Raw genomic sequence first — 23,591 nt, 5'->3', positions numbered from 1 at the left:
CTCACATCACGGCGAGGAGTTGGGCGAAGAGCGCCTCGCCGTCGGTGTCGACACCGCGTCGACCGAACCAGTCGCACACGTTGACGACGTCTCGGTGGAGGAAGTCGAGCCCCATCGGGTTGGCGGCGATGTCGACCGCCTGCGGGAAGTCGATGAACCACAGCCGGTCGTCCCACCACAGCAGGTTGTAGGCCGACAGGTCACCGTGGGCCCAGCCCGCCGAGACGATCAGCGTCAAACCGTCGACGAGCTGTGCGTACGCGTCGGCGAGTCCGACGGCGTCGAGTCGGGCCGAGCGCAGCTGCGGTGCCGCCCCGTCGCGGTCGCCGACGAACTCGAGTTCGAGGACGTCGGTGCCGTACTCGATCGGGTACGGCACGGTGAGGCCGGCCTGCCACAGCGCCGACATGACGTCGTACTCGTGACCGGTCCAGCGGTCCTGGAGCAGGTGCTTGCCGTAGGTGGTCATCCGTTCGACCGCGCGTCGATCGCGGCTCTTGCGGAACTGCCTGCCCTCTCGGTAACGGACGTCGTGGCGGAACGTGGAAGCGCGTTGGAAGCCGAGGGCTTCCAGTTCGCCCTTGTTGTGGACTTCTCGCGGCAGATACCGCTTGCGGGCGACGAGACACGTCCGCCCGTCGTGGCCGGTTCGTTCGACGAGGTCGATCTGGGCTTCCTTGCCGGTGGTGACGACACCGATCTCGGTGTCGGAGACCGACTCGACGACGAGCCAGTCGGGAATGGGTCGCATTGGTGCGTTGCTCCTGGTGCGGTGTGCAGAACGATGGACGTTCGGCCGCTCGGAGCGGGGCGTGGCGCAGTGCGCGGTCAGCCCGAGGCTGCTCGACGAGCGCGGCCGAAGAGGGAGTGCGCAATGACCGTCATGTGCATCGACCTCCTCCGGCTCGTCGTGTCAGGAACGTTCGCACCGTACCGCGATCGGATCGGTGGAGCAGGGTGGGTTTCGGTGCTGAGCCGCGTCAGGGGCGTCAGCCGAAGGCGACCGGCAACGCGGCCGGGCCCCAGATGCCGAACGAGTTCGGCTTCCACTCGACCTCGCCGTCGAGCCGCAGGTTCGGGAGCCGATCGGCCATGATCGTGAGCGCCTCCTGCTGCTCGGCGCGGGCGAGCGCGGCACCGAGACAGAAGTGGATGCCGGACCCGAACGTCAGCTGCGGCTTGTTCGACGGTTCACGGGTGATGTCGAACACGAATGGATCGTCGAACGTGTCGGCATCGAGGTTCGCCGCGCTCAGCGACGTCGCCATGATCGTCCCCTTGGGGAACACGACGTCGCGGTACTCGATGTCCTCGCTCGCGATCCGCACCGTGCCGCGAACCGCACCGAGGAAGCGCATGGTCTCCTCGACGGCGCGCGGCGCGAGCTCGGGTCGCTCGCGGAGCAGCGCCCACTGCTCGGGGTGCTTCGCGAACAGGTAGGTCGAGCAGCCGAGCTGGTTGCGGGTCGTGTCGGTGCCCGCCATCAGCACGGCGACGCACAGCGAGATCAGCTCGTCGTGCGACAACCGGTCGCCCTCGTCCTCGGCGGCGATGAGCGTCGTGACGAGATCGTCGGTGGGCGTGTCGCGCCGCCGGTCGATCAGCTCACCCAGGTAGTCGTCGAGTTCGATGTTGGCCGTGACGATCGCCGGCAGATCTTCTTCGAGATTGTTGTTGAAGATCCGGAAGATGTCGGTCGCCCAGTGCGAGAACTGCTTCCAGTCCTCCTTCGGGGCGCCGAACAGCTCGCAGATGATCGGGATGGGGTACGGCTCGCAGAAGTCGACGGCGATGTCGGCGCGTCCCTGCTCGACGAATCCGTCGATCAGATCGTCGACCACCTGACGCATGAACGGACGCAGCGAGTCGGCGTGGCGCGGCGAGAACGCCGGTCCGACGAGGCGACGCAACCGGACGTGTTCGTCGCCTTCCGCGGACAGGATCGACTGCCGACGGCGGGCGGTCCACTCCGAGTCCTCGATCCCGGCCATCTCGAGGATCTGGCCCGACGCCGAATGCCAGCGCTTGTCACGCAGCACGGCCACGACGTCGTCGTAGTGCAGGACGGCGAAACCGAGCAGGCCTCGTGCGAGCCAGTGCTGTCGGGCCACCTCGTCGGCGGCGTCGCGACTTTCCTCCCACGTCCGGTCGGCGTCGTCGAGATACGACAGATCGGGCAGGTCGAGTTCGGTCGCGAGCGTCCCCATGGGTCGAGCGTACGCCCGGGCTGCAAGTGGGGGAGAGCCGAGAGGCCGGCCGGAGCGGCCGGAGCGTCAGCCGGCGAGCGCGACCAGCGGGTCGACGAACGTGTCGTTCAGGAACTCGGCGACGGGCTCGTTCGTGACCTTGCCGGCGACCGTGTTGATCCCGAGGGCGAGCGCCCGATCGCGGCGTGCTGCCTCTTCGGGGCCGTGGACGGCGACGTCGAGGATGTACGGCAGGGTCGCGTTCGTGAGCGCGTAGGTGGAGGTGTGGGGCACGGCGCCGGGCATGTTGCCGACCGCGTAGTGGACGACCCCGTGGAACTCGTACACCGGGTCGTCGTGGCTGGTCTCGTGGATCGTCTCGATGCAGCCACCCTGGTCGACGGCGACGTCGACGATCACGGCGCGCGGCTTCATCGAGCTGACCATCGCCTCGTCGACCAGCACGGGGGCCCGGCCACCGGCCACGAGCACCGCGCCGATCACGAGGTCGGCCTCGGCGACCGAGCGTTCGATCGCGCCGCGGTTCGACGCCAGCGTCATGATGCGACCCTTGTGGATCTGGTCGACCCAGCGCAGCCGATCGAGGTTCTTGTCGATGAGGACGACCTCGGCCTCCATGCCGGCGGCGATCCACGCCGAGTTCCAGCCGACGTTGCCGGCGCCGAGCACGACGACCTTGGCCGGGCGGACGCCGGGAGCGCCGCCCATCAGCACACCCCGGCCGCCGTTGTGACGCTCGAGGTAGTGGGCGCCGATCTGGGTGGCGAGCCGGCCGGCCACTTCCGACATCGGGGCGAGCAGCGGGAGGCCGCCACCGTCGACCTGGACCGTCTCGTAGGCAATGCCGGTCGTGCGGGCGTCGATCAGGGCGCGGGCGACCTCGGGGTAGGCGGCGAGGTGGAGGTAGGTGAACAGCGTCAGGTCGGGGCGCAGGTAGCCGTACTCGCTCTCCTGCGGCTCCTTCACCTTGACGACCATCTGCTTCGACCACGCCTCGGCGGCGGTGGGCACGATGTCGGCGCCGGCCGCGCGGTAGTCGTCGTCGGTGATGGAGGCGCCTTCGCCGGCGCCGGTCTCGACGAACACGTCGATGCCGTGCCGCTCGAGTTCACGCACACCGTCGGGAGTCATGGCCACCCGGTGTTCGAGGGTCTTGATCTCCTTGGGGACGCCGACGGTCGTGATCGCTGCACCTGCCATGATCAGATTGTCGTGAGGTCAGCGCCGCGTGTGCGAGTGAACTTCCGTGACAAACTGGTCCGATGGCCGCCGAATCGAGTGCTCTCGACCAAATCGACCTCCGAATTCTGCGTGAGCTGGAACGAGGCGCACGAATCAGCTGGCGGGAGCTGGGCGAGGCCGTGCATCTGTCGCCGACGTCGGCCGCCGATCGCGTGCGCCGTCTCGAACGTGACGGCGTCATCGAGGGCTACACCGTCCGGGTCGACCCGGATGCCCTGGGTCGCACGGTGCAGGCGGTGGTCGACGTGAAGCTCGGCCCGGGCGACGTCGAGGAGTTCGAGGCCCGACTCGCCCAGCGCGACGAGGTCACCTTTGCGGCCTACGTCACCGGCACCGCCGACTACTCGATCAATGTCGCCTGCCACGGCGCTGACGGACTCGACACCTTCGTGCGCTGGCTCCGTTCCGAAGCCGGCGTCGCCAGCACCGAGACCAAACTCCTCCTCCGAGTCGTCCGCCCCTGACCACCCACGACCCGACGAAGGCGTGAACAAACTGAGGAACTATTCCGCAGTTTGTTCACGCATTGGGCGGGCTGGGGGCGGGTGGGTCAGTCGACGTGGTCGGCGGTGCAGGGGGCGCCGTTGCAGATGTCGACGTACTCGCCGTCGAAGAGGAAGGCGGCCTTCTGGGCCCTGGCGTCGGGGTCGGCTCGGGGATCCTCGTGCGAGTCGTCGCCCTCGCGCGGTGCCGTCGCCTCGAACGGGATGGGGGCCATGCCGGAGTCCCAGATGACGATCGCCGACGTCGAGACTCCGTCGATCGCGTCGTCGAGCCCCCACGCCGGATCGCCCGGGTAGCGGCCGTCGGCAGCGATCGGGCGGTGGATCGGGACGCCCATCGTGCGCGCCTGCACGAGCGCCGACAGTTCGGTCACCTGGTGGTCGCCGTACGCGACGTGCATCAGGACGTCCTTGGCGTTCGTGCCGGGCAGCGGATCGCTCACCACGTGGCGCACGTAGCCGGCGCCCTCGGCGCGGTCCCACAACATCTGCATCAGCGAGATGGTGAGCATCCGGTCGAGCGTGCTCGGGTAGGCCGGCGTCATGATCGCTTCGTACGTGTCGAAGTCGACCGAGCGGGGGAGCAGCATCGAGTAGTTCATGCCGGGCACGCCCAACACCGCCCGCTCGAAGTCGGGCGAGACGCCGGCCAGCATCAGGCCCATGATCCCGCCCTGGCTGTTGCCGTCGTAGTACAGCGTCGTGTGGTCGATGAGCGGCGATCCGTCGGGCCTCGCGAACGCCGGATCGGCGACGAGGCCGTCGTCGGCGAGCATCAGCCGGCCGAGCACGATCTGGTTCAACACGCCCTGCTGGAGCCGGTCGGCCATCGTCGGGAACGCCGACACCTCGGTCAGCACACTGGCGGCGTTGCCGATGTCGTCCTCGCTCATGCCGGCCCACTTGGTCGCGCAGTGGACCACGTCGTGCTCGTTCGACATCGCCCGCACGTTGCCGGCGTTGATCTCGAAGTTGCTGCCGAGCAGGCCGTGGCCGTACTGGACGATGTGTGCGGGCTCGGTGCCGTTCATGGTCGTGTCGGACACGTTGCACACGAAGGGCGCCTCGACGGTGCCGTTGCGGACGGGGAGCCCGTCGGCGCCGGTCTCGAACCGGTTGCCCGGGCCGCCGTCGCCGGTCAACCAGTTCGGGACCGTGTACGTGCCGACGATCTGGCGCGCCAGCCCGTCACGATCGAGTTCGGGCGGCTCGATCACGTCGGTCACCGTGAACGTCGGTGCCGCGTCGCCGAGCTCGGCGAGTGTCTCGTCGCGGATGTGCAGCATGCGTCCGGTGATGTTCTCGGTGGAGGCGACCGTGAACGTCCAGGCGAGCTGGAGATCGTCACGGGCGATGCCGGCCGCGGCGAGGTCGTCGAACATCGCCTCCATGTCGGGGCGCCGTCGCTCGATCTCGTCGATCTCGGTGGTGAGCGCGTCGCGATACGACGTGAACGTCGCCGATGGGTCGATCGTGGCGCCTGTGCCGTCGACGAGGCCGCGGAGGGCCACGTGGTAGAGGCGGCCTTCCTCGAGCGAGACAGCCGGATGGATCACGAGCACCTCGTCGTCGGGGCCGGTGACGTCGACGTCGGGTTCGGCCCAGAGCGCGACCCGCTCGCCGGCATCGTCGACGATCACCACGGTCGCCTCGTCGGAGAGCGATCCCTCCAGGTCGTCCCAGCGCGGGAGCGACGATGCCTCGGCGTCGAGGCCCGGCACGTGGGTCAGGATCGACGAGTTCGGCGAGAAGCCGTCGTTGCGGTTCCATTCGGCCGGGTCGATGTGCACGCCCTCGCTGTTCGCCGGCAAGCCATCGGTCGGGAACGCCACCCGGAGTCCGGTTGCCGACGTGTCGTCGCCGGCCGTCGTCGCGTTCGACGGGTAGGGGAACACGCACTGGCGGGGATCGAGCGGATCGCAGCCGGCGGGTGCGCCGTCGAGATCGGCCTGGATGGCGGCGACGAGGTCGGCGTCGGCGGGCGACGGTGACGGACCGCTCGGCTCGGTGGTCGGGGGCGCGATGGTGGCGACGGTGGTGGTGTCGGTGGTGGTGGCGGTCGATTCGCTCACCTCGGTGGTCGGCGGTGCGACCGACGGCGCCGGTTCGCCCGATGACTCGCTCGTGTCCGTCGTGTCCGTCGACTCGCTCGTCGCCGTCGTCGCCTGGTCGTCGTCACCCGAGCACGCCGTGAACACGCACGCGACAGCCAGCAGTCCTGCAATCTTCCCCCGCATGAACGGGCAACCTATGCGACGGCCGCAGCGGCGGCGAATCAGAGCCAGTCGTTCTTCCGGAAGAACCGGTACAGGCCGAACACGATGAGGCCCATCGCGGCCATGACGATCGGGTAGCCGAGCGCCGAGTCGAGTTCGGGCATCTCCCGGAAGTTCATGCCGTAGATACCCGCGATCAGCGTCGGGACCGCTGCCATGGCGACCCACGCCGAGATCTTGCGCATGTCCTCGTTCTGCTGGATGCTCGTCTGCGCGAGGCTCGCCGTGAGGGCGGCGTCGAGCAGGTTCGACAGTGACCGGGTCCGGATCACGGTCCGGTCGAGCTGGTCGATCGCTTCGTTGAGGTCCTCGACCACGTCGGGGTGAGCGAACCGACGAAGCAGTCGACTCAACCGGGCGAGCGGCTCGGGGAGCGCCTCGAGCGGACTCTGGAAGGTGCGGACCTCGGACTTGAGGCGGAACAACCGTCGGACCGGCTGGGGTCCGCCGTCGGAGAACACATCGCGTTCGACCTCGATCACGTCCTGCTCGAAACCGTTCAGTGCCGGGCTGTAGTCGGCGATCACCTGCTCGATGATCGCGACGAGCACGGCGGGCGGGCCGGCGTGCAGCAGCTCGGGTTCGGACTCGAGTTCGTGGCGCAGCTTCGAGAGCGGACTCGCGTGGCCGTACCGGATCGAGATGACCGCTCGTTCGGTCACCAACAGGGTCAGCTCGCCGAGCGAGATCTTCTCGTCGCGGTCGACGTACCGGGCCGTCCGCAGCACGACGTGGACGACCTTGCCCTCGACGCTGAGCACCGGCTGGCGGTGCGGAGCGAGGATCTCGTGCACGTCGATCTCGTCGCTGATGCCGAGCCGGTCGCACGCCTCGCTGAGCTCGTCGACGTTCGGCATCGCGAAGCCGATCCATGCGAACGACCCCGGGTGCTCGTCGAGCTGTTGCAGCGTGTCGATCTCGGGGTCGTACGCCAGGCGTCGCCCCTGGTCGTACAGCGCACAATCGACGATCACACCCATCATTCTGGCAAGCGGCACGGTCGCCGGCGGGCACCGTTGCCGACCCGGCGACACGAGCCCCGGGATCTGATAGACCAACGCGCGTGAAAGCGTTCAGGAACTTCATCAATGGGGAATGGGTCGACGCCGCCAGCGGCGAGACGAGCGCCGTGATCGATCCGTCGACGGGCGAGCAGTACGCGGAGGCCGCCCTGTCCGGGCAGGCCGACGTCGACGCCGCGATGTCGGCGGCGAGCGCCGCCTACGAGGGGTGGAGCAACGCCACGCCGTCGGATCGAGCCCTGGCGCTCATCCGAGTCGCCGATGCGATCGAGGCCGCGGGCGACGAGCTGATGCAGCTGGAGTGCGAGAACACCGGCAAGCCGTACGACGTCCACCGTGACGAGGAGATCGGCCCGATGGTCGATCAGATCCGCTTCTTCGCCGGTGCCGCCCGCCACCTCGAGGGCAAGGCGGCCGGCGAGTACATGGAGAACATGACGTCGTTCGTCCGTCGCGAACCGGTCGGCGTGTGCGCCCAGGTGGCGCCGTGGAACTATCCGATGATGATGGCGGTCTGGAAGTTCGCCCCGGCGATCGCCGCCGGGAACACCGTCGTGCTGAAGCCGAGCGACACGACCCCGGCCACGACGGGCCGGATGGCCGAGATCGCGCAGGAGTTCCTGCCGCCCGGCGTCCTCAACGTGATCTGCGGCGACCGCGACACCGGCCGCGCCATGGTCGAACACGCCACGCCGGCGATGGTCTCGGTGACGGGGTCGGTGCGTGCCGGAATGCAGGTCGCCGAAGCCGCATCGAAGAGCCTCAAGCGAGTCCATCTCGAACTCGGCGGCAAAGCCCCCGTCGTCGTGTTCGACGACGCCGACATCGAAGCCGCGGCCGAGGGCATCGCGATCGCCGGCTACTTCAACGCCGGCCAGGACTGCACGGCGGCGACGCGCGTCCTCGCCGGTCCGAAGATCTACCGCGACTTCGTCGACGCGCTGTCGGAGCAGGCGAAGAACACCCGCACGAGCGCCGGGGGAGCGACGGGCGACGACGTGCTGTTCGGGCCGGTCAACAATGCCAATCAGCTCGCCCACGTGCAGGGCTTCCTCGACCGCACACCCGATCACGCCTCGGTCACCGCCGGCGGCAGCCGGATCGGCGACGCCGGCTACTTCCTCGAGCCGACCGTGGTCGCCGGGCTCCGCCAGGACGACGAGATGAGCCAGCGCGAGATCTTCGGTCCGGTGATCACGGTGCAGCAGTTCGACGACGAGGACCAGGCGGTTGCCTGGGCGAACGGTGTCGACTACGGCCTGGCGTCGAGCGTCTGGACCCGCGACTTCGGCCGGGCGATGCGCATGTCGAAGCGGCTCGACTTCGGCTGTGTCTGGATCAACACCCACATCCCGCTGGTGGCCGAGATGCCCCACGGCGGTTACAAGCAGTCCGGCTACGGCAAAGATCTGTCCGCCTACGCGCTCGACGACTACACGCGCATCAAGCACGTGATGGCCAATCTCGACAGCTGACGCGAACGGAGTGTGATGATCACGGCGTGATCGCGCCCGTGTTGGTCAAGCCCCGCTGAAGTCGCTTGCCGTTTCGAACACGGGCGCGGTACCGTAGAACCCGGCGATTGCGATGTGAGCGACGGTTGTGGTCCCGGAGCTCGCGGGAACGTCGCACTACGCCCCGTGGCCGGAGGATGCGCTGACTGGCAGTGTCCTCCGGCCACGATTGGTTTTCGGGCTCTACGCTGCTCGTATCCCCACCCACTACGACACCCTCGGCGTCCGACGCGACGCGACGGCTGCGGAGATCCGCGAGGCCTACCTCCGTCGTGCTCGGGTCCATCACCCCGACGTGGCGACCGGCGACCAACGCGCCACGAGCGCCGCGATGGCCGACCTCAACCGGGCGTACGACGTGCTCCGACGCCCGGCCAGCCGGGCGACCTACGACCGCTCGCTCGACCAGCCGACGGCGGCCGCCACCGAGCAGGCCGACCAGCCGACCGCGACGGGGTTCGCGAGCGACGGCGACGAGGAGTTCCGCCCGCCGTCGCCGGGGAGCCGCACCATGGGCCGGGTCCTCAGCCCGAGCGGTCCGGCGAAGATGCCGTGGCGTTCGATGGCCGTCGCGGCCGTGATCGGCGCCGTCGTGATCGTCGCCAGCGCCGCCCTCATCGAATCGCCTGAGGACGAGCCGCCCGACGGCATCCTCCGCATCGGGTCGTGCGTCGCGGTCGAAGCGAACAACGACGTGCGCGAGATCGCCTGCGGACCCGAGGCCGAACTCGTCGTTCGACTGGTGATCCCCACCGACGCGACATGTCCGGCTGCCTACCTGGCCTATCGAGACCGGCTCGGGCTCGGTACGGCCTGTGTCGAACCGTACGAGCCGGCGGATACCTGACGTGCGCGTGGTGTGGTGGACCGTGGCGGCGGTGGCCCTGTTCGGCATCGCTGCGCTGGTGCTGGCACTCGCCGTCGGCGAGCTGACGAGCGACACCTACGACGTCACCGATCTCGACGTCGGCGACTGCTTCGATCTCGACCCCGACGAGGACGGCGCCGTCGGACTCGTCGACGTGATCGACTGTGACGAGCCACACAACGCGGAGGTCGTCGCGATCGCCGAGCTGAACCCGAACGGCGACCAGCCGTACCCGGCCGACGACGAGCTGTTCGCCATTGCGGATGCCGCATGCCTGGGCGTGCCGGCCGATCCGCGCTTCGGCATCCTCGCCGTCGCGCCGACCGAGGCGACCTGGGACGGGCGTCGCGGCAGGGTCACCTGCGTCGGTCTCGTGTACGGCGGCGGGGCGACCGATCGGCCCTACGGGAGCCCGTTCGATGCGTGAGTGAATCCAGCGAGGGGGTGCTACCCTTCGGTCCCCGCATGGGCGATTAGCTCAGATGGCTAGAGCACCGCCTTCACACGGCGGGGGTCGTTGGTTCGAGTCCAATATCGCCCACCATGCGAGATCGCCCGCCTGCGCGCTGCGGAGGCGGGCGATTGCACGTTTTCGGGACCTCTGACACTTCACACCCGGTTCGCCCGGCGCGAACAATGGGGTATGAACGGGGCCATCGAAACGCACAGCGATCAGATCCGAGAACTCACCGAATCCGAGTGCTGGACGCTGATGCGATCGGCCGACGTCGGACGTCTGGCGGTCGCGATCGGTGATCATCCAGACATCTTCCCGGTCAACCACTTCGTCGACGGCAACTCGATCCTGTTCCGCAGCGCGGCCGGCACCAAGCTCGCCGCTGCCGTGCTGGGCCGCTCCGTGGCGTTCGAGGTCGACGGCTACGACGCCACCGACGGCGAGGCCTGGAGCGTGGTGGTGAAGGGCACGGCGCGGCTGATCGAGAACATGTTCGAGTACCTCGAAGCCGAGGAGCTCCCGCTGTTCCCCTGGCACCTCGGCCCGAAGCCGAACATCGTCCGCATCGACCCAGACGACATCACCGGCCGCCGCTTCTTCGCCGCCGGCCGGCAAACCGGCGCCGACTGACGGCCGACCGACAGGCCGGCGCAACGGTCGACGCGGGCCGATCGACGAGGATGCATCGGCTCCAGAACCGGGAACGGCATCATCGGAGCCGGTAGATTCGGGCTCGTGGCGAGATTGTGCGGACGTCCCGGATGCTCCGAGACCGGTGTCGTCGCCTACGGCATGGTCCCCGAAGACCTGCTGTTCTGGATCGCCCCGTTGGCCGACAGCCCGGTCGACGAACCGAGCGTGCTGTGTGCCCGTCACGCGGACGCCATGGTCGTGCCCCGCGGCTGGACGCTCGACGACCGTCGCGAGAGCACCCTGCGCCTGTTCAAACCCCGGCCCACCGAGCCGGCACCGACGACGCCGAGGCGATCGACCCGACGTGCCGCCCCCGCCGACTCGCGGCCCGAACAGCTCCAGATCGACGGCACCGGGGAGATCTCCCGCCCCGCCGAACTGCCCGACGACATCGTCGACACCGTTCCCGACGGCGTTCACGACGGCGATCACGACACGGCCTCCACGCCTGCTGATGGGTCGACGGAGGAGGCGTCCGGCCCGTCGGCTGATCCCTGGGCGCCCGCGTTCGACCACGACGACGACCTGAACGGCCTGCTCGAGGTGTCGAGCCCGTTGCTGTCGCGCGCCTTTCGCGGCACCGATCGCCCGCGCCACTGATGCAGACGACCGAGATCGCCCGGGTCGCTGCTTCGCCGGCCGACGTGTTCCCGTTCGTCGCCGACCTCGCTCGCTACCCTGCCTGGATGCCGCTCGTCCATGATGCGACACCGGTCGACGGCGGCGGCAGGCCCGCATGGAACGTCGAGATCCGGGCACGCATCGGGCCGTTCGCCCGCTCGAAGCGGCTGCGGATGGAACGGACGGAGCTGGTGCCCGACCAGCTCGCCGTGTTCGAACGCGCCGAGACCGACGGTCGTGATCACGCCGGCTGGGTACTCCGCGTCGAGCTCCGGCCCGACTCGGGCGCAGCCGTTCCGGATTCGACGTCCGGCGCGACTGCGACCGAGGTGACGATGCACCTGGCCTACGACGGCTCGCTGTGGACGGGCGGACCGCTCGCTCGCGTCTTCGACGAACAGGTGCGACGCGGGCGCGACGGCCTGGTCGCGGCTGTCGGCGACCGGTCAGTGTGACGACCAGGCGGTGAACCGCCCGTCGCCGCGCCGCTCGAGATTGATCGGCATGTCGAAGCAGGCGCTGAGGCTCTCGGCGGTGAGCGCCTCGTCGATCGGTCCGGACTCGATCGCCCGGCCGTCACGAAGCAGGAGCGCGTGGGACACCCCGGCCGGCACCTCGTCGACGTGATGCGTGACCAGGACGAACGGTGGTGCGTCCGGATTGCTCGCAAGATCGTCGAGCGCATGGACGAGACGCTCCCGGCCGCCCAGATCGAGCCGGGCCGAGGGCTCGTCGAGCAGGATGACACCGGGGTCGGTCATCAATGTGCGGGCGAGGAACACCCGCTGTTGCTCACCGGACGACAGTGAGCCGAGCGGGCGATCGGCGAAGCGCTCGACGTCCATCTGCCCCAGACAGTCGAGTGCCCGGGCCCGGTCGGCGTCGTCGTATCGGTGCCACCAGGGCTCGAGGGCTGCGTACCGTGCCGTCATCACGATCTCGACCGCCGTGAGCTCCGCGCGGAACTGGGCGGCGAGAGCCGCCGAGGCGTAGCCGACGCGTCGACGCAGCTGCCGGACGTCGGTGCGGCCGAGTTGCTCGCCGAGCACGCGTACGGTTCCGGTCGTCGGATGCTCGTACATCGAGGCGACGCGCAGCAGCGTCGTCTTGCCGGATCCGTTGGCGCCGAGCACCAGCCAGTTCTGGTCGGGGCTGACGACGAACGAGACGTCGTCGACGATGTTGCGGCCGTCGCGGCGGACGACGATGTGGTCGAGTTCGAGGGGGAGGGTCATCGGTCGCGTTCGGTGGCCGGGGAGTCGTCCCCGAACGCATTGACCGTAACGCGGCGAGGGTCGACGTTAGGATTTCGACGTGTCCTGGGCGGCCCACACCCGGTTGCGGCGCGTGCGACGCGCCCGAATCCACCGACGTCGTCGGTCGATGGTCGCCGCCTGCCTGGCCGGAGCGATGCTCCTGACGTCGTCTCCCGCCGTCGCCCAGCCCGACGACACCACGACCTCGGAGCCCCCCACCACCGAGCCGATCCAGGGCGAGGACACCGCCGAGCGAGCGGCGCGCGAGATCGCCGAGGCCCGAGCACGTGCCAATCAGGCCGCGGAGGACTACTTCGCCGCCGAGTCCCGACGCGACACGCTCGAACTCGAACGCGAACGCCTGGCGACCGAATACGACGAGCTGGCGGCGGAGGTAGAGGCGCTCCGGCTCGCGCTCGAGACGGTCGCTGTCGACCGATTCGTCGCGAGCGGATCGTCGGGCATCCCGATCCTCACCGATCTGCGCGAACCGACGGAGCAGCTGCACGGGGGCGTGCTCGCCGACGTGGCGGCCCAGACGGGCGCGATCTCGCTCGACGACTACGACGAGGCCCGCCGGCGTCTGGCCGACAAGGGCGACGAACTCGACGACGCCGAGGTCGAACTCGACGAGCAGAAAGCCGCGCTGCTCGCCTTGCAGAGCGACGCCGAAGAGGAGGTCGAACGCCTGCGTTCGATCGAGTCGCAACGGCTCCAGGACGAGGCGGTCGTCGCCGCGCTCATCGCGCAACAGCGCGAAGAGGCCCGTCAGGCGTCGGAGTTCGAGCGTCGACAGGCCGAGGCCAACCGAGTTCGTCAGGAGACCGACATCGCACGAGCGGCGGCCAGCACCGTCGACGACACGGTGTCGGGCAATCAGGGAGCGAGCGGCGGTGAGGTCGGCGGACGCACCGGCGGTGGTGGCCCGGGCACCAACCCGCGCGCCGGCGGCTCCGGGTTCACCGACCACACGATGATCTGTCCGGTGCAAGGAGCGTCGGCGTACGGCGACACGTGGGGCGCTCCGCGCAGCGGTGGTCGTCGTCACCAGGGCGTCGACATGCTGGCGCCGACCGGCACGCCGCTCCAGGCCGTCATCGGCGGCATCGTCGAATTCCGCAGCAACGCGCTCGGCGGCGTCACGCTGGTGCTGTTCGGCGACAACGGGCACCGCTACTACTACGCCCACCTGTCGGCGTACGAGGGTGTGCCGGGTTACGTCGTCCAGGGCCAGGTGATCGGCTACATCGGCGACACCGGCAATGCGACCGGCGTGCCGCACCTGCACTTCGAGATCCGACCCGGGCACGGTGTACCGGTCAATCCGTATCCCTCGGTTCTGTACGCGGGCTGCTGAGCTGCCAACCTGACGGCGTGACCGAACGCCCGACCTCGCAGGCCGTCCGCGACGTCCTCGCGACACTGTTCCCCGGCGCCTCGATCGACGAACCGACGAGGCTCACCGGCGGCGCCTCTCGCTCGACCTGGCGGTGTGCCGTCGACGGCGAGGGCCTGGTCGTGCAACGCCAGACTCCCGAGGCTGCCCGGGAGATGGCGCTCGAGGCCTCGGTGCTCGCCGCTGCTGCCGAGGTGCCGGCACCGCCCGTGATCGCCCACGTGGTCGGCGATGACGGCATCTCGAACCTCGTGACCCGGCACGTCGACGGTGAGACGATCGCCCGGCGGATCCTCCGCGACGATCGCTTCGAAGCAGCACGCGGGCGCCTCGTCGGGCAACTCGGTCGCGCGGCGGCGCGGACGCACCGGATCGATCTCGCCGACGTCGAGGGCGTCCCGGCCGCCGATCCGCTCGCGACGACCAGGGTGAGCCTCGACGAGCTCGGCGAACCGCACCCCACGTTCGAGCTGGCCTTCCGGTGGCTCGACGATCACCGTCCGCCCGACCGACCGCCGACGCTCGTGCACGGCGACCTCCGGCTCGGGAACGTGATCGTCGACGAGTCCGGACTGGCGGCCGTGATCGACTGGGAGCTGGCCTTCGTCGGTAACCCGATCGCCGATCTCGGCTGGCTGTGCGCTCCGGCATGGCGCTTCGGGTCCCCGCTGCCGGCGGCAGGTCTCGGCGACCGTGAGACCCTGCTCGCCGCCTACGCCGACGAGTCGGGCGTCGACGTCGGTCTCGACGAGCTCATCTGGTGGGAGATCGCCTCGTCGCTGCGCTGGGGTGTGATCTGCATCATGCAGGCGTCGCGTCATCGATCGGGCGCCGTGCGCAGCCACGAACTGGCAGCGATCGGCCGCCGGACGTGCGAGACCGAACACGATCTCCTGCTCGCGCTGGAAGGACGCTGGTGATGGCCGCTCCACACGACAACCCGACGGCAGCCGAACTCACCGAGGCGGTGCGCGACTGGCTCGCCGACGACGTCGGCGCGGCCGACGAGTCGCCCAACCGCTTCCATCTGCGAGTGGCGACGAACGTGCTCGACATCGTGGCGCGAGAGATCGAACTCGGCCCCGGTCAGGCCGAGGCGCACGCGGCCCGACTCGAGCACCTCGGCGTGTCCGACGATCGCGAGCTTTCCGACGCCCTCCGGTCGGGTGCGATCGACTACCGCGACGAGTCGGTGCGCAGCCTGATCTGGGACTCGGTCGTCGACAAGCTCACCGTCGCGAACCCCCGGTACCTCGAGCGCAACCCGCGCTGATCGCTCAGTCGGTCTTCTTACGGCCGAGCGTGACGGGTTGCCCGGCGGCCAGCTGGCCGCACGCCGCGTCGATCTCGGTGCCGCGGTTCTGACGCACCGTGGCGTTCGCTCCGAGCGACTCGAGCAGATCACGGAACTCGTGCACCCGCTTCAGGGTCGAACCCCGGGTCGGGTAGCCCGGTGTCGGGTTGAGCGGGATCAGGTTGACGTGGGCCGGGAGCCGGAGACGCCGACACACGGAGGCGAGTTCGGCGGCGTCGCGGTCTCGGTCGTTCACCCCGTCGATCATCGCCCACTCGAAACTCACGCGACGGTTGCGGACCGCGAGGTAGTCGTTGCACGCGTCGACGAGGTCGTCGATCGGGTAGCGCCGGTTGATGGGCACCAGCTCGTTGCGGAGTTCGTCGTTCGCGGCGTGGAGCGAGACCGCGAGGTTGACCGGGAGCGGCCGGTCCGCGAGCGCCCGGATGCCCGGGAGGAGGCCGACGGTCGAGATGGTGATGTGGCGTGCCGACAGCCCGAAGTCGCCGTGGAGACGCTCGACCGACTCCCAGACTCGCGACTCGTTCGCCATCGGCTCGCCCATGCCCATGTACACGACGTTCGAGACGCGCCGGTCGACGTCCTTCGCGCGCCGGGTCGCCCGTGCGATCTGCTCGACGATCTCGCCGACGGTGAGGTGGCGGCTGAAACCGGCCTGACCGGTTGCGCAGAAACCGCACGCCATGGCGCAGCCGGCCTGGCTCGACACGCACACCGTCGCACGGTCGCGGTAGAGCATCAGCACCGTCTCGACGCGCTCGCCGCCGTCGAGTTCCCACAAGAACTTGACGGTGTTGCCGTCGTTGCTGACCGATTCGGTCACCGAGGTGAGCGCCGGCGGTAGCTGCTCGTCGAGTTCGGCGCGCATCGCCTTCGGCAGGTTCGTCCAGTCGGACGGCTCGGTGCAGTGCTCGTACAGCCCCTGCCACACCTGATCGACGCGGTAGCGCGGCGTACCGTCGAGCACGTCGGCGAGCTGGTCGCGCGTGACGTCGTATCGGGTGACGGTGGTGGTCATCGCTCGATCACCGTGCGTCGACCAGACGCTCGTACTCGGTCATGCGGGCCCGGAGCACGTCGAGGCTCGACGTCCAGAACGCCTCGTCGGTGACGTCGAGGTCGAACCGCGCGCCAAGCACCTCGGCGGTGTCCATGCCCGCTCGTGACAACAGGTCGTCGTAGCCCAGTCGGAACCGTTCGGGATCGTCGCGGTACGCGGCGTACAGCCCGAGTCCGAACAGCAGTCCGTAGGTGTACGGCCAGTTGTAGAAGTGCGATCCGTAGTAGTGCGGCTTGAGGAGCCACATGTACGGGTGTCGGGTGTCGAGATCGATGCCGTCGCCGTAGGTGTCGGCTTGCGCCCGCAGCATCATCTCGTCGAGTTCGGAGGCGCCGAGCGTGCCACGACGACGACGTTCGAAGACCTCGGTCTCGAACTGCAGGCGGGACTGGATGTCGACGACGACCTGGTTCGGGCCGGTGAGGCTGACGTCGAGCAGCCCGAGCCGCTCGTTCGGGTCGGTGGTGACGCCGAGCCGCTGCTCGATCGCGAGCGTCTCACAGAAGATGCTCGCCGTCTCGGCCAGCGCCATCGGCAATCGACGCTGCAGCGGCGTGCGGCCCGCCAGTGTGACGTTGTGGTAGGCGTGGCCGAGCTCGTGGGCCGTGGTCTGCGCCGAGTCGATCGACCCCGACCAGTTGAGCAGGACGAGCGAGCGATCGTCGCGGAACGAGGCGCAGAACGCGCCGCCGGTCTTGCCGTCGGCCGGGGGCGCGTCGATCCAGCGTTCGTCGAGTGCCCGATCGACCAACCCGCCCAGCTCGGTCGAGTACGACCCGAACGCCGACCGCACCCAGTCGATGCCGTCGTCCCAGCTGAGCGTCGTGTCGCCGGTCGGTGCCGGCGCGACGAGGTCCCACCACGGGAGGCCGCCGTCGTGACCGTGCAGTCGTGCCTTGGCACGCATCCAGCGGCGCCAGTCGGGGAGCGACGCCGTGACGGCGGACTGCATCGCCTCGTACGTCGGGCGGCTGACGCTGTTGGCGTACAGCGATGCATCGATCGGGTCGTCCCAGTGGCGACGGCGATTGACGATGACGGCTTCGCCCTTGATCGCGTTCATGGCGGCGGCGACGGTGGTCGCCACTTGCGGCCAGGTCTGGAGTTCGGCCTCGTAGCCGGCGCGCCGCATCGCCGGATCGGCGTGCGTCGCCAGGCCGCGTACGGCGTTGATCGGCATGTGTTCGGTCGAGCCGTCGGGCATCGCCACGTCGGCTGCCAGCTGTGAGGTGACGACCTGTTGGAGCGAACGCCACGCCGACGATCCGGTGGTCGAGAGTTCGGCGTACAGCTCCTCCTCGCGCTCGGTCATCTGATGGGCGACACGTTCGTCGAGGCGCGTCAGCGGTCCGACGTGCTCGGCGACCTCGGTGCTGAGGCCGGCCAGTGGCTCGACGCCGAGCGCGTGCACCCATTCGGCGAGGCGGGCGAGCAACGGCGTGAGCCGCGAACTCTGCTGCTCGACCCGGCTCATCAGGGCGCGGGCGGCGTCGTCGCGCGAGTCGGTTGCAGTGACCGACAACGTGGCGACGCCGAGCTCGCTCATCAACGCGCTGACCTCGTTGAACATGCGGAGGGCGACGTCGGCGGCCTGGCCGTCGGCTGCCGTCGGTGCGCGGGGGTCGGTCTGGCGGATGTCGTGCTCGTCGAACAGGGCGATCAGACGGGTCACGTCGGCGTCGAGCGTCTCCATTGCATCGGTGAACGATCGGTCGTCGAGCGACGGGTAGACGTCGGCCACGCTCCAGCGCGGGAGCTCGGTATCGCCGGTGCGGGTGCTGTCGTCGGTGAGGGTCATGGTGTCCTGTCGAGGGATCGGGTGGGACGGGTGCGGATCGGGAATCGGGTATCGGGTTCTCAGGCGGTGCCGTGCTCGGGCGGAGCGAACGCGACGCGCCGACGATGGATGGTGAAACCCAGCCGCTCGTAGAGGCCGACGGCGGCGGTGTTGCCTGCATCGACGTAGAGGTTGGCGACGGTGACACCACGATCGGAGATCGAATCGAGGCCGGCGAGGGTGAGCTGCTTGCCGAGACCGCGGCCGTGTGCGGATGGATCGACGGCGATCACGTAGATCTCGCCGACGACCGGCGATCCGTCGGTGTGGAGCTTGGTCCAGCAGAACGCCACCGGGGTACCGGTTTCGTCGTCGAAAATGCGGAACCCGTCGGGGTCGAACCAGGGCTCGTCGAATCTCGACCGGAGCGTGTCGAGTGTCCAGCCGCCCTGTTCGCCGTGGGATGCGAACGCCCGATTGTTGATGCCGAGCCAGGCTTCGTCGTCGATGCCGGGACGGAACGACCGGGTGGCCACATCGGCTTGCTGCGGATGGGGGAGCGGCCGGCGCATCTCGTACAACTCTCGCCAGACGGCGAGGCCGAGTCGGGCCGCGACCTCGTGGTCGTGGGCGGACGGATCGTCCAGCCACCACACGACGGCGTCGTCGCGTCGGCGACGATGGGCGTCGACGGCGGTGTCGGCGATGTCGTCGCGAACGGCGATGTCGTCGTCGAGCGCCGGGTCGACCACGGTCTCGAGCACCCAGGCGTCGTTCGCGCCGGAGAGCTGTGCGAACGCGATCAACCGGTCGTCGTCGTGCATCGTGACGAGGAGCGGGCCACCGTGTGCGTCACCGCTGTCGCGGCCGAGGTCGATCCGGAGGTGGTCGCTCAGTTGCGGCCGACCCGTCGTCGTCTCGACGCCGGCGACGAACGCGAGGGCGCGCTCGCGTTGTTCTGCGGTTGGTGTTGCAGCGATCTCGGTGATGCGCACCCGTGTCAGGGTACCTGCGCGGTGGTCGGTCGTCGTCCGACCGCGGACCGTGACGTGACGGAGGTCATCACGCCGAAATCGGCCGGTTCTGGCGGACGATGTTTGAAGTCGGGGTCGGTCCCTGAGAGGATGATGGTCACCAGGTTCCCGCCACCTGGTGTCGAGCGCATACAGGGATCCGCCGCCCTGCGCTCAGGGTTGATGGCCCCCGGTTCGCCGGGGGCCGTCCCCGTTTTCGGCGGCGATTGCACGTCGGGACCGGCTCCGGGTACGTGGCCGTGCTGCGTTCAGCGGAGGGTGCGGATCGCGCGCTGCAGCGCTCGGCTCGCCATCAGGAGCTGGCGTTCGGCCTCGTGGACGGTCGTGACGACGTCCTCGCGCTCGGTGCCGAGGAACGGTTCGGCGATCGCACCCACCCGTTCGCGTTGCCGATCGATCGTGTCGGCGATCACCGAGAGTTCGTTGACGGCGGAGGTCGGGTCGGGGGAGGGCACGAACCCAACCTAGACCTCGACCGGCACAAACCGCTTTCCCGTCAGGCACGGGGTGCTCGGTAGCCTCGGCCTGGTGATCCCCGTCCGTGACGACCTTCGAGTGCTCGAGGGCTATCACTCCCCGCAAGTCGACGTCGACGTCCGACTGAACACCAACGAGTCCCCGCTGTCGCCACCCGACGCGTTCCGCGACGCACTGGCGGCCGAACTGTCGCGGATCGAATGGCATCGCTATCCCGATCGTGCCGCGACCGAGTTGCGGCGCGCGATTGCGGACTGGCACGGGGTCGACCCGTCGATGGTGTTCGCCGCGAACGGATCGAACGAGGTCCTGCAGACGATCCTGCTCACCTATGCCGGCGCGGGCCGGCGGGTGGCGACCTTCGAGCCGACGTACCAGATGCACGCCCAGATCGCCCGGGTGGTCGGCAGCGAGGTGGTCGAAGGCGAGCGCAACGCCGACTTCACCCTCGATCCCGACGAGCTGCGGCGCGTGGTCGACGAGTACGACCCACACGTCACGTTCCTGACGTCGCCGAACAACCCGACCGGACTGGTCGAGCCGTCCGAGCGGATCGGCGAGCTGCTCGACGTCACCAACGGCCTGGTGGTCGCCGACGAGGCGTACGCACAGTTCGCCGACTGGAGTGCGCTCGAGCTCCTCGACGACGACCGGCCGCTCGTCGTCACCCGCACCTTCTCCAAGACGTGGAGCATGGCCGGTGTCCGGCTCGGCTACGCCATCGGACCCGCGTGGTTCGTCGACGAGCTCGAGAAGGTCGTCTTGCCGTATCACCTCGACGCCGTGAAGCAGTTGGCCGGACGAGTGGCCCTGCGGTTCGTCGACGACATGAACGAGAGGGTCCGGCTCATCGTCGATGAACGCGAGCGTTTGTCGACGACGATGCGCGGCATGCCGATCGATGTGACACCGAGCGGCGCCAACTTCATCCTGTTCCGGCCGACCTCGATCGGCGGGCGAGACCTGTGGCAGCAGTTGCTCGACCGGAGCATCCTCGTCCGCGACTGTTCGGGGTGGCCACGCCTCGCCGACTGCCTCCGAGTCACCGTCGGCACGCCCGACGAGAACGACGCATTCATCACCGCGCTGAAGGAGATCCTCACGTGAGCGCCCGTACCGCCAGCCGTAGCCGCAGCACCAACGAGACGTCGATCGAGATCTCGATCGATCTCGACGGCACCGGACAGACGAACATCTCGACCGGCATCCCGTTCTACGACCACATGCTCGATCAGCTGGGCCGCCACGGTGGCTTCGACCTGACCGTGCACGCCGACGGCGACCTGCACATCGACACGCATCACACCGTCGAAGACGTCGCGATCGCGCTCGGTGAGACGTTCCGCGAGGCGCTCGGTGACAAGGCCGGCATCCGCCGATTCGCCAGCGGCCGGTACCCGCTCGACGAGGCACTGGTCGACATCGCCCTCGATCTGTCCGGGCGCGCGCACGTCGAGTGGATCGTCCCCATGCCCGAGAGCCTGCCGCTCGGCGATCCGGCGTTCGATCCGCAGTTGGCCGAACACGCCGTGTCGTCGTTCGCGCAATCCGCGGCGATGACCCTCCACGTCGAGCTGGTCCGCGGTCGCAACGTGCACCACATCATCGAGGCGACCTTCAAGGGGCTCGCCCGTTCGCTCCGCGACGCCGTCCGCATCGATCAGCCCGGTGGTGTCCCCTCGACCAAGGGCGTGTTGTGAGCGATCGCCCGCTCGTCGCGGTGCTCGACTACGGCATCGGCAACCTGCACTCGGCACACAAGGCCATCGAGAAGATGGGCGCAGACGCCCGTCTCACCGCCGACCCGGCCGTGGTCGCCGACGCCGACGGCGTGGTGCTGCCCGGTGTCGGAGCGTTCGGCGCCTGCATGTCGACGCTGCGGTCCGTCGGCCTCGAAGAGCCGGCGCTCGCCGCCGCGTCGTCCGGTCGGCCGTTCCTCGGGATCTGCGTGGGTATGCAGATGTTGTTCCACGGGTCCGAAGAAGACGCCGCGGCACGCGGACTCGGGATCGTCCCGGGCACCGTGCGATGGATCCCGCCGGGCGTGAAGCGGCCCCAGATGCAATGGAATCGACTGGAGTTGCAGTTGCCCGACGACCCCATGCTCGCCGATCTCGGCGACGACCCCTGGGTGTACTTCGTGCACTCGTTGCACGGGGTCCCCGATGACCCGTCGGTCGTCGCCGCCACCTGCGAGTACGGGACCGACCTCAATGCGGCGTTCCGACTCGACAATGTGTTCGCCACACAGTTCCACCCCGAGAAGTCGGGTCCGACGGGCCTCCGCCTGCTACGCAACTTCGTCCAGGTGTGTGTCGAGGCGAGGGACGGAGCAGCAGCATGACGACGATCTGCGATCTGTATCCGGCGATCGACCTGCGGGGCGGCAAGGTGGTCCGCCTCACGAAGGGCGACTACGACGCCGAGACCGTCTACGGCGACGACCCCGTCGCCGTTGCCGGCTCGTTCGCCGACGCCGGTGCACCCTGGGTGCACGTCGTCGATCTCGATGCCGCCCGCTCGGGCGACCCCGTCAACCGACCCGTGGTCGCAGCGGTCGCCGCTGCGCTCGATGGTCGGGCTCGTCTCCAGACCGGCGGCGGCGTGCGCGCCGTGTCCGATGCCGAGGCGCTGGCCGCTGCCGGTGTCAGCCGGGTCGTCATGGGGTCGGCGGCGGTGGCCGACCCCGACCTCGTCGTGGCGGCGAGCGATGTCCTTCCTGTCGCGGTCGGCCTCGATCACCGTGACGGCGAACTCGCCGTCCACGGCTGGACCGAGGGGAGTGGCGTCCAACTCACGGACGCACTCCACCGGTTTCCGACCGCCGCTGCGTTCGTCATCACCGACATCAGCCGTGATGGCATGCTCACCGGCCCCGACGTCGACGGTCTCGCGGCAGCCGTGGCAGCCACCGATGTGCCGATCGTCGCGAGCGGTGGCGTGGCGACGCTCGACGACATCGTGGCGCTCGCGTCGATTCCGGGACTGGCCGGCATCATCACCGGCAAGGCCGTGTACGAGGGGCGCTTCACCGTCGCGCAGGCCATGGCCGTGTTGGAGGTCGAAGGATGAGGGTCGCACGAGTCATCCCGTGTCTCGACGTGACCGAGGGGCGCGTCGTGAAGGGCACCAACTTCGTCGAGCTCCGTGATGCCGGCGACCCGGTCGAACTGGCGGCTCGCTACGACGCCGAAGGTGCCGACGAGCTCGTCTTCCTCGACATCACGGCGTCGTCCGACAACCGCGACACGACGGTCGACATGGTCTACCGGGTCGCGGAACAGGTGTACATCCCGTTCACCGTCGGTGGCGGTATCCGGTCGCTCGAAGATGCCCGCCGCATGCTCCGGGCCGGGGCCGACAAGGTCAGCGTCAACACCGCGGCGGTGCAGCGACCGGAGCTGATCGGCGAGATCGCCGGCGAGTTCGGTTCGCAATGCGTCGTGTGTGCGATCGACGCCAAGCGGCGCGACGACGGCGATCCGGCGTTCGAGGTGTTCCTCCACGGTGGCCGCACCCCGACCGGCATCGACGCGATCGAATGGGCGCGGCGCGCGGTCGAACTGGGAGCCGGCGAGATCTTGCTCACCTCCATGGACCGTGACGGCACCAAGATCGGCTTCGACAACGAGCTGACGCGAGCGATCAGCGACGCCGTGTCGGTACCGGTGATCGCCAGCGGCGGCGTCGGCACGCTCGACCATCTCGTCGACGGCGTGGTCGACGGTGGCGCCGACGCCGTCCTCGCGGCATCGATCTTCCACTTCCGCGAGCACACCGTCGCGGACGCGAAGCGCGCGATGATCGACGCCGGTGTCACGGTGCGTCCACCGGATCGCTGAGCACCCGCTGTGAGCTGGTGTTATCAGGTTG

At 69.1% G+C, this 23,591-nt stretch carries 25 protein-coding genes and 1 tRNA gene; 16 read left to right on the top strand and 10 right to left on the bottom strand.

Annotated features, from left to right (window positions below):
- Position 1 precedes the first annotated feature (1 nt).
- The 3 genes from BDK89_RS11745 to ald form a co-directional block, all read right to left on the bottom strand.
- Positions 2 to 751 (bottom strand): RIO1 family regulatory kinase/ATPase domain-containing protein, encoded by a 750-nt coding sequence (locus BDK89_RS11745; protein ID WP_133869119.1) that lies wholly within the window; start codon positions 749 to 751, stop codon positions 2 to 4.
- A 238-nt stretch (positions 752 to 989) separates the two neighbouring features.
- On the bottom strand, positions 990 to 2,207 hold the full coding sequence (locus tag BDK89_RS11740) for a cytochrome P450 (protein ID WP_133869118.1): 1,218 nt from the start codon (positions 2,205 to 2,207) through the stop codon (positions 990 to 992).
- 66 nt (positions 2,208 to 2,273) lie between these two features.
- Entirely contained in the window at positions 2,274 to 3,407 is a 1,134-nt protein-coding gene (ald, locus tag BDK89_RS11735) for an alanine dehydrogenase (RefSeq protein WP_133869117.1), read from the bottom strand.
- Positions 3,408 to 3,469: 62 nt separating this feature from the next.
- Here ald and BDK89_RS11730 point away from each other — a divergent pair, with 62 nt between their 5' ends.
- Positions 3,470 to 3,913, top strand: a complete 444-nt coding sequence (locus BDK89_RS11730) for an Lrp/AsnC family transcriptional regulator (protein ID WP_133869116.1) — start codon at positions 3,470 to 3,472, stop codon at positions 3,911 to 3,913.
- A gap of 86 nt (positions 3,914 to 3,999) precedes the next feature.
- On the opposite strand, the gene BDK89_RS11725 is transcribed toward BDK89_RS11730, so the two are convergent.
- Positions 4,000 to 6,189: a hypothetical protein gene (locus BDK89_RS11725; protein ID WP_133869115.1), complete on the bottom strand. Its 2,190-nt coding sequence runs from the start codon at positions 6,187 to 6,189 to the stop codon at positions 4,000 to 4,002.
- Positions 6,190 to 6,227: 38 nt separating this feature from the next.
- Positions 6,228 to 7,202, bottom strand: a complete 975-nt coding sequence (locus BDK89_RS11720) for a magnesium and cobalt transport protein CorA (RefSeq protein WP_166657540.1) — start codon at positions 7,200 to 7,202, stop codon at positions 6,228 to 6,230.
- Positions 7,203 to 7,291: 89 nt separating this feature from the next.
- On the opposite strand from BDK89_RS11720, the gene BDK89_RS11715 reads away from it, so the two are divergent.
- The 7 genes from BDK89_RS11715 to BDK89_RS11685 all read left to right on the top strand — a co-directional run bounded on the left by BDK89_RS11715 (position 7,292) and on the right by BDK89_RS11685 (position 11,858).
- Positions 7,292 to 8,725 (top strand): gamma-aminobutyraldehyde dehydrogenase, encoded by a 1,434-nt coding sequence (locus tag BDK89_RS11715; protein WP_243839157.1) that lies wholly within the window; start codon positions 7,292 to 7,294, stop codon positions 8,723 to 8,725.
- Between the two features lie 208 nt (positions 8,726 to 8,933).
- Entirely contained in the window at positions 8,934 to 9,611 is a 678-nt protein-coding gene (locus tag BDK89_RS11710) for a J domain-containing protein (RefSeq protein WP_166657539.1), read from the top strand.
- A gap of 1 nt (position 9,612) precedes the next feature.
- Positions 9,613 to 10,059 (top strand): septum formation family protein, encoded by a 447-nt coding sequence (locus BDK89_RS11705; RefSeq protein WP_166657538.1) that lies wholly within the window; start codon positions 9,613 to 9,615, stop codon positions 10,057 to 10,059.
- A 40-nt stretch (positions 10,060 to 10,099) separates the two neighbouring features.
- A tRNA-Val gene (locus BDK89_RS11700) sits at positions 10,100 to 10,176 on the top strand.
- Positions 10,177 to 10,275: 99 nt separating this feature from the next.
- On the top strand, positions 10,276 to 10,719 hold the full coding sequence (locus BDK89_RS11695) for a pyridoxamine 5'-phosphate oxidase family protein (RefSeq protein ID WP_133869110.1): 444 nt from the start codon (positions 10,276 to 10,278) through the stop codon (positions 10,717 to 10,719).
- Positions 10,720 to 10,824: 105 nt separating this feature from the next.
- Entirely contained in the window at positions 10,825 to 11,382 is a 558-nt protein-coding gene (locus tag BDK89_RS22175) for a DUF3499 family protein (protein ID WP_208294054.1), read from the top strand.
- On the top strand, positions 11,382 to 11,858 hold the full coding sequence (locus tag BDK89_RS11685; protein WP_133869109.1) for an SRPBCC family protein: 477 nt from the start codon (positions 11,382 to 11,384) through the stop codon (positions 11,856 to 11,858). Before BDK89_RS22175 ends, BDK89_RS11685 begins: the two co-directional genes overlap by 1 nt.
- Here BDK89_RS11685 and BDK89_RS11680 read toward each other — a convergent pair.
- Complete coding sequence (locus BDK89_RS11680; RefSeq protein ID WP_133869108.1) at positions 11,850 to 12,638, bottom strand: ABC transporter ATP-binding protein; 789 nt, start codon at positions 12,636 to 12,638, stop codon at positions 11,850 to 11,852. The genes BDK89_RS11685 and BDK89_RS11680 overlap by 9 nt on opposite strands.
- A gap of 79 nt (positions 12,639 to 12,717) precedes the next feature.
- Here BDK89_RS11680 and BDK89_RS11675 point away from each other — a divergent pair, with 79 nt between their 5' ends.
- The 3 genes from BDK89_RS11675 to BDK89_RS22170 are packed head-to-tail and all read left to right on the top strand — an operon-like array spanning position 12,718 to position 15,328.
- Positions 12,718 to 14,016: a murein hydrolase activator EnvC family protein gene (locus BDK89_RS11675; RefSeq protein WP_133869107.1), complete on the top strand. Its 1,299-nt coding sequence runs from the start codon at positions 12,718 to 12,720 to the stop codon at positions 14,014 to 14,016.
- Positions 14,017 to 14,033: 17 nt separating this feature from the next.
- On the top strand, positions 14,034 to 14,975 hold the full coding sequence (locus BDK89_RS11670; protein ID WP_208294053.1) for a phosphotransferase family protein: 942 nt from the start codon (positions 14,034 to 14,036) through the stop codon (positions 14,973 to 14,975).
- On the top strand, positions 14,975 to 15,328 hold the full coding sequence (locus tag BDK89_RS22170) for a DUF6285 domain-containing protein (protein ID WP_208294052.1): 354 nt from the start codon (positions 14,975 to 14,977) through the stop codon (positions 15,326 to 15,328). Before BDK89_RS11670 ends, BDK89_RS22170 begins: the two co-directional genes overlap by 1 nt.
- A 4-nt stretch (positions 15,329 to 15,332) precedes the next feature.
- Here the strand turns inward: BDK89_RS22170 and rlmN are convergent, their stop codons facing one another.
- The 4 genes from rlmN to BDK89_RS11650 all read right to left on the bottom strand — a co-directional run bounded on the left by rlmN (position 15,333) and on the right by BDK89_RS11650 (position 19,696).
- Positions 15,333 to 16,388 (bottom strand): dual-specificity RNA methyltransferase RlmN, encoded by a 1,056-nt coding sequence (rlmN, locus tag BDK89_RS11665; protein WP_133869106.1) that lies wholly within the window; start codon positions 16,386 to 16,388, stop codon positions 15,333 to 15,335.
- 7 nt (positions 16,389 to 16,395) lie between these two features.
- A complete protein-coding gene (locus BDK89_RS11660) occupies positions 16,396 to 18,228 on the bottom strand; it encodes a M3 family oligoendopeptidase (RefSeq protein ID WP_133869105.1) in 1,833 nt (610 codons plus the stop codon).
- 59 nt (positions 18,229 to 18,287) lie between these two features.
- The gene (gene mshD, locus BDK89_RS11655) at positions 18,288 to 19,202 is read right to left on the bottom strand and encodes a mycothiol synthase (protein ID WP_166657537.1); all 915 of its coding nucleotides are present in this window, start codon (positions 19,200 to 19,202) and stop codon (positions 18,288 to 18,290) included.
- A gap of 287 nt (positions 19,203 to 19,489) precedes the next feature.
- Positions 19,490 to 19,696 (bottom strand): hypothetical protein, encoded by a 207-nt coding sequence (locus BDK89_RS11650; RefSeq protein ID WP_133869103.1) that lies wholly within the window; start codon positions 19,694 to 19,696, stop codon positions 19,490 to 19,492.
- A 73-nt stretch (positions 19,697 to 19,769) separates the two neighbouring features.
- Here BDK89_RS11650 and hisC point away from each other — a divergent pair, with 73 nt between their 5' ends.
- From hisC to hisF, 5 genes are read left to right on the top strand one after another with little or no spacing between them, the layout of a single operon-like run.
- Complete coding sequence (gene hisC, locus BDK89_RS11645) at positions 19,770 to 20,825, top strand: histidinol-phosphate transaminase (RefSeq protein WP_243839156.1); 1,056 nt, start codon at positions 19,770 to 19,772, stop codon at positions 20,823 to 20,825.
- Positions 20,822 to 21,418 carry an imidazoleglycerol-phosphate dehydratase HisB gene (gene hisB / locus BDK89_RS11640; protein WP_133869101.1) on the top strand — a complete coding sequence of 199 codons (597 nt, stop codon included), beginning with the start codon at positions 20,822 to 20,824 and terminating at the stop codon, positions 21,416 to 21,418. Before hisC ends, hisB begins: the two co-directional genes overlap by 4 nt.
- The gene (hisH, locus tag BDK89_RS11635; protein ID WP_133869100.1) at positions 21,415 to 22,062 is read left to right on the top strand and encodes an imidazole glycerol phosphate synthase subunit HisH; all 648 of its coding nucleotides are present in this window, start codon (positions 21,415 to 21,417) and stop codon (positions 22,060 to 22,062) included. The genes hisB and hisH overlap by 4 nt, the downstream gene beginning before the upstream one ends.
- The gene (locus BDK89_RS11630; RefSeq protein ID WP_133869099.1) at positions 22,059 to 22,790 is read left to right on the top strand and encodes a 1-(5-phosphoribosyl)-5-[(5-phosphoribosylamino)methylideneamino]imidazole-4-carboxamide isomerase; all 732 of its coding nucleotides are present in this window, start codon (positions 22,059 to 22,061) and stop codon (positions 22,788 to 22,790) included. The genes hisH and BDK89_RS11630 overlap by 4 nt, the downstream gene beginning before the upstream one ends.
- Entirely contained in the window at positions 22,787 to 23,560 is a 774-nt protein-coding gene (gene hisF, locus BDK89_RS11625) for an imidazole glycerol phosphate synthase subunit HisF (protein ID WP_133869098.1), read from the top strand. Before BDK89_RS11630 ends, hisF begins: the two co-directional genes overlap by 4 nt.
- Positions 23,561 to 23,591: the final 31 nt, after the last annotated feature.

Origin of the sequence: Ilumatobacter fluminis, assembly GCF_004364865.1 — a bacterium.
GTDB lineage: Bacteria > Actinomycetota > Acidimicrobiia > Acidimicrobiales > Ilumatobacteraceae > Ilumatobacter > Ilumatobacter fluminis.
Note: the sequence above shows the minus strand (reverse complement) of the source record. Positions and strands in the feature narration are given on the sequence as shown.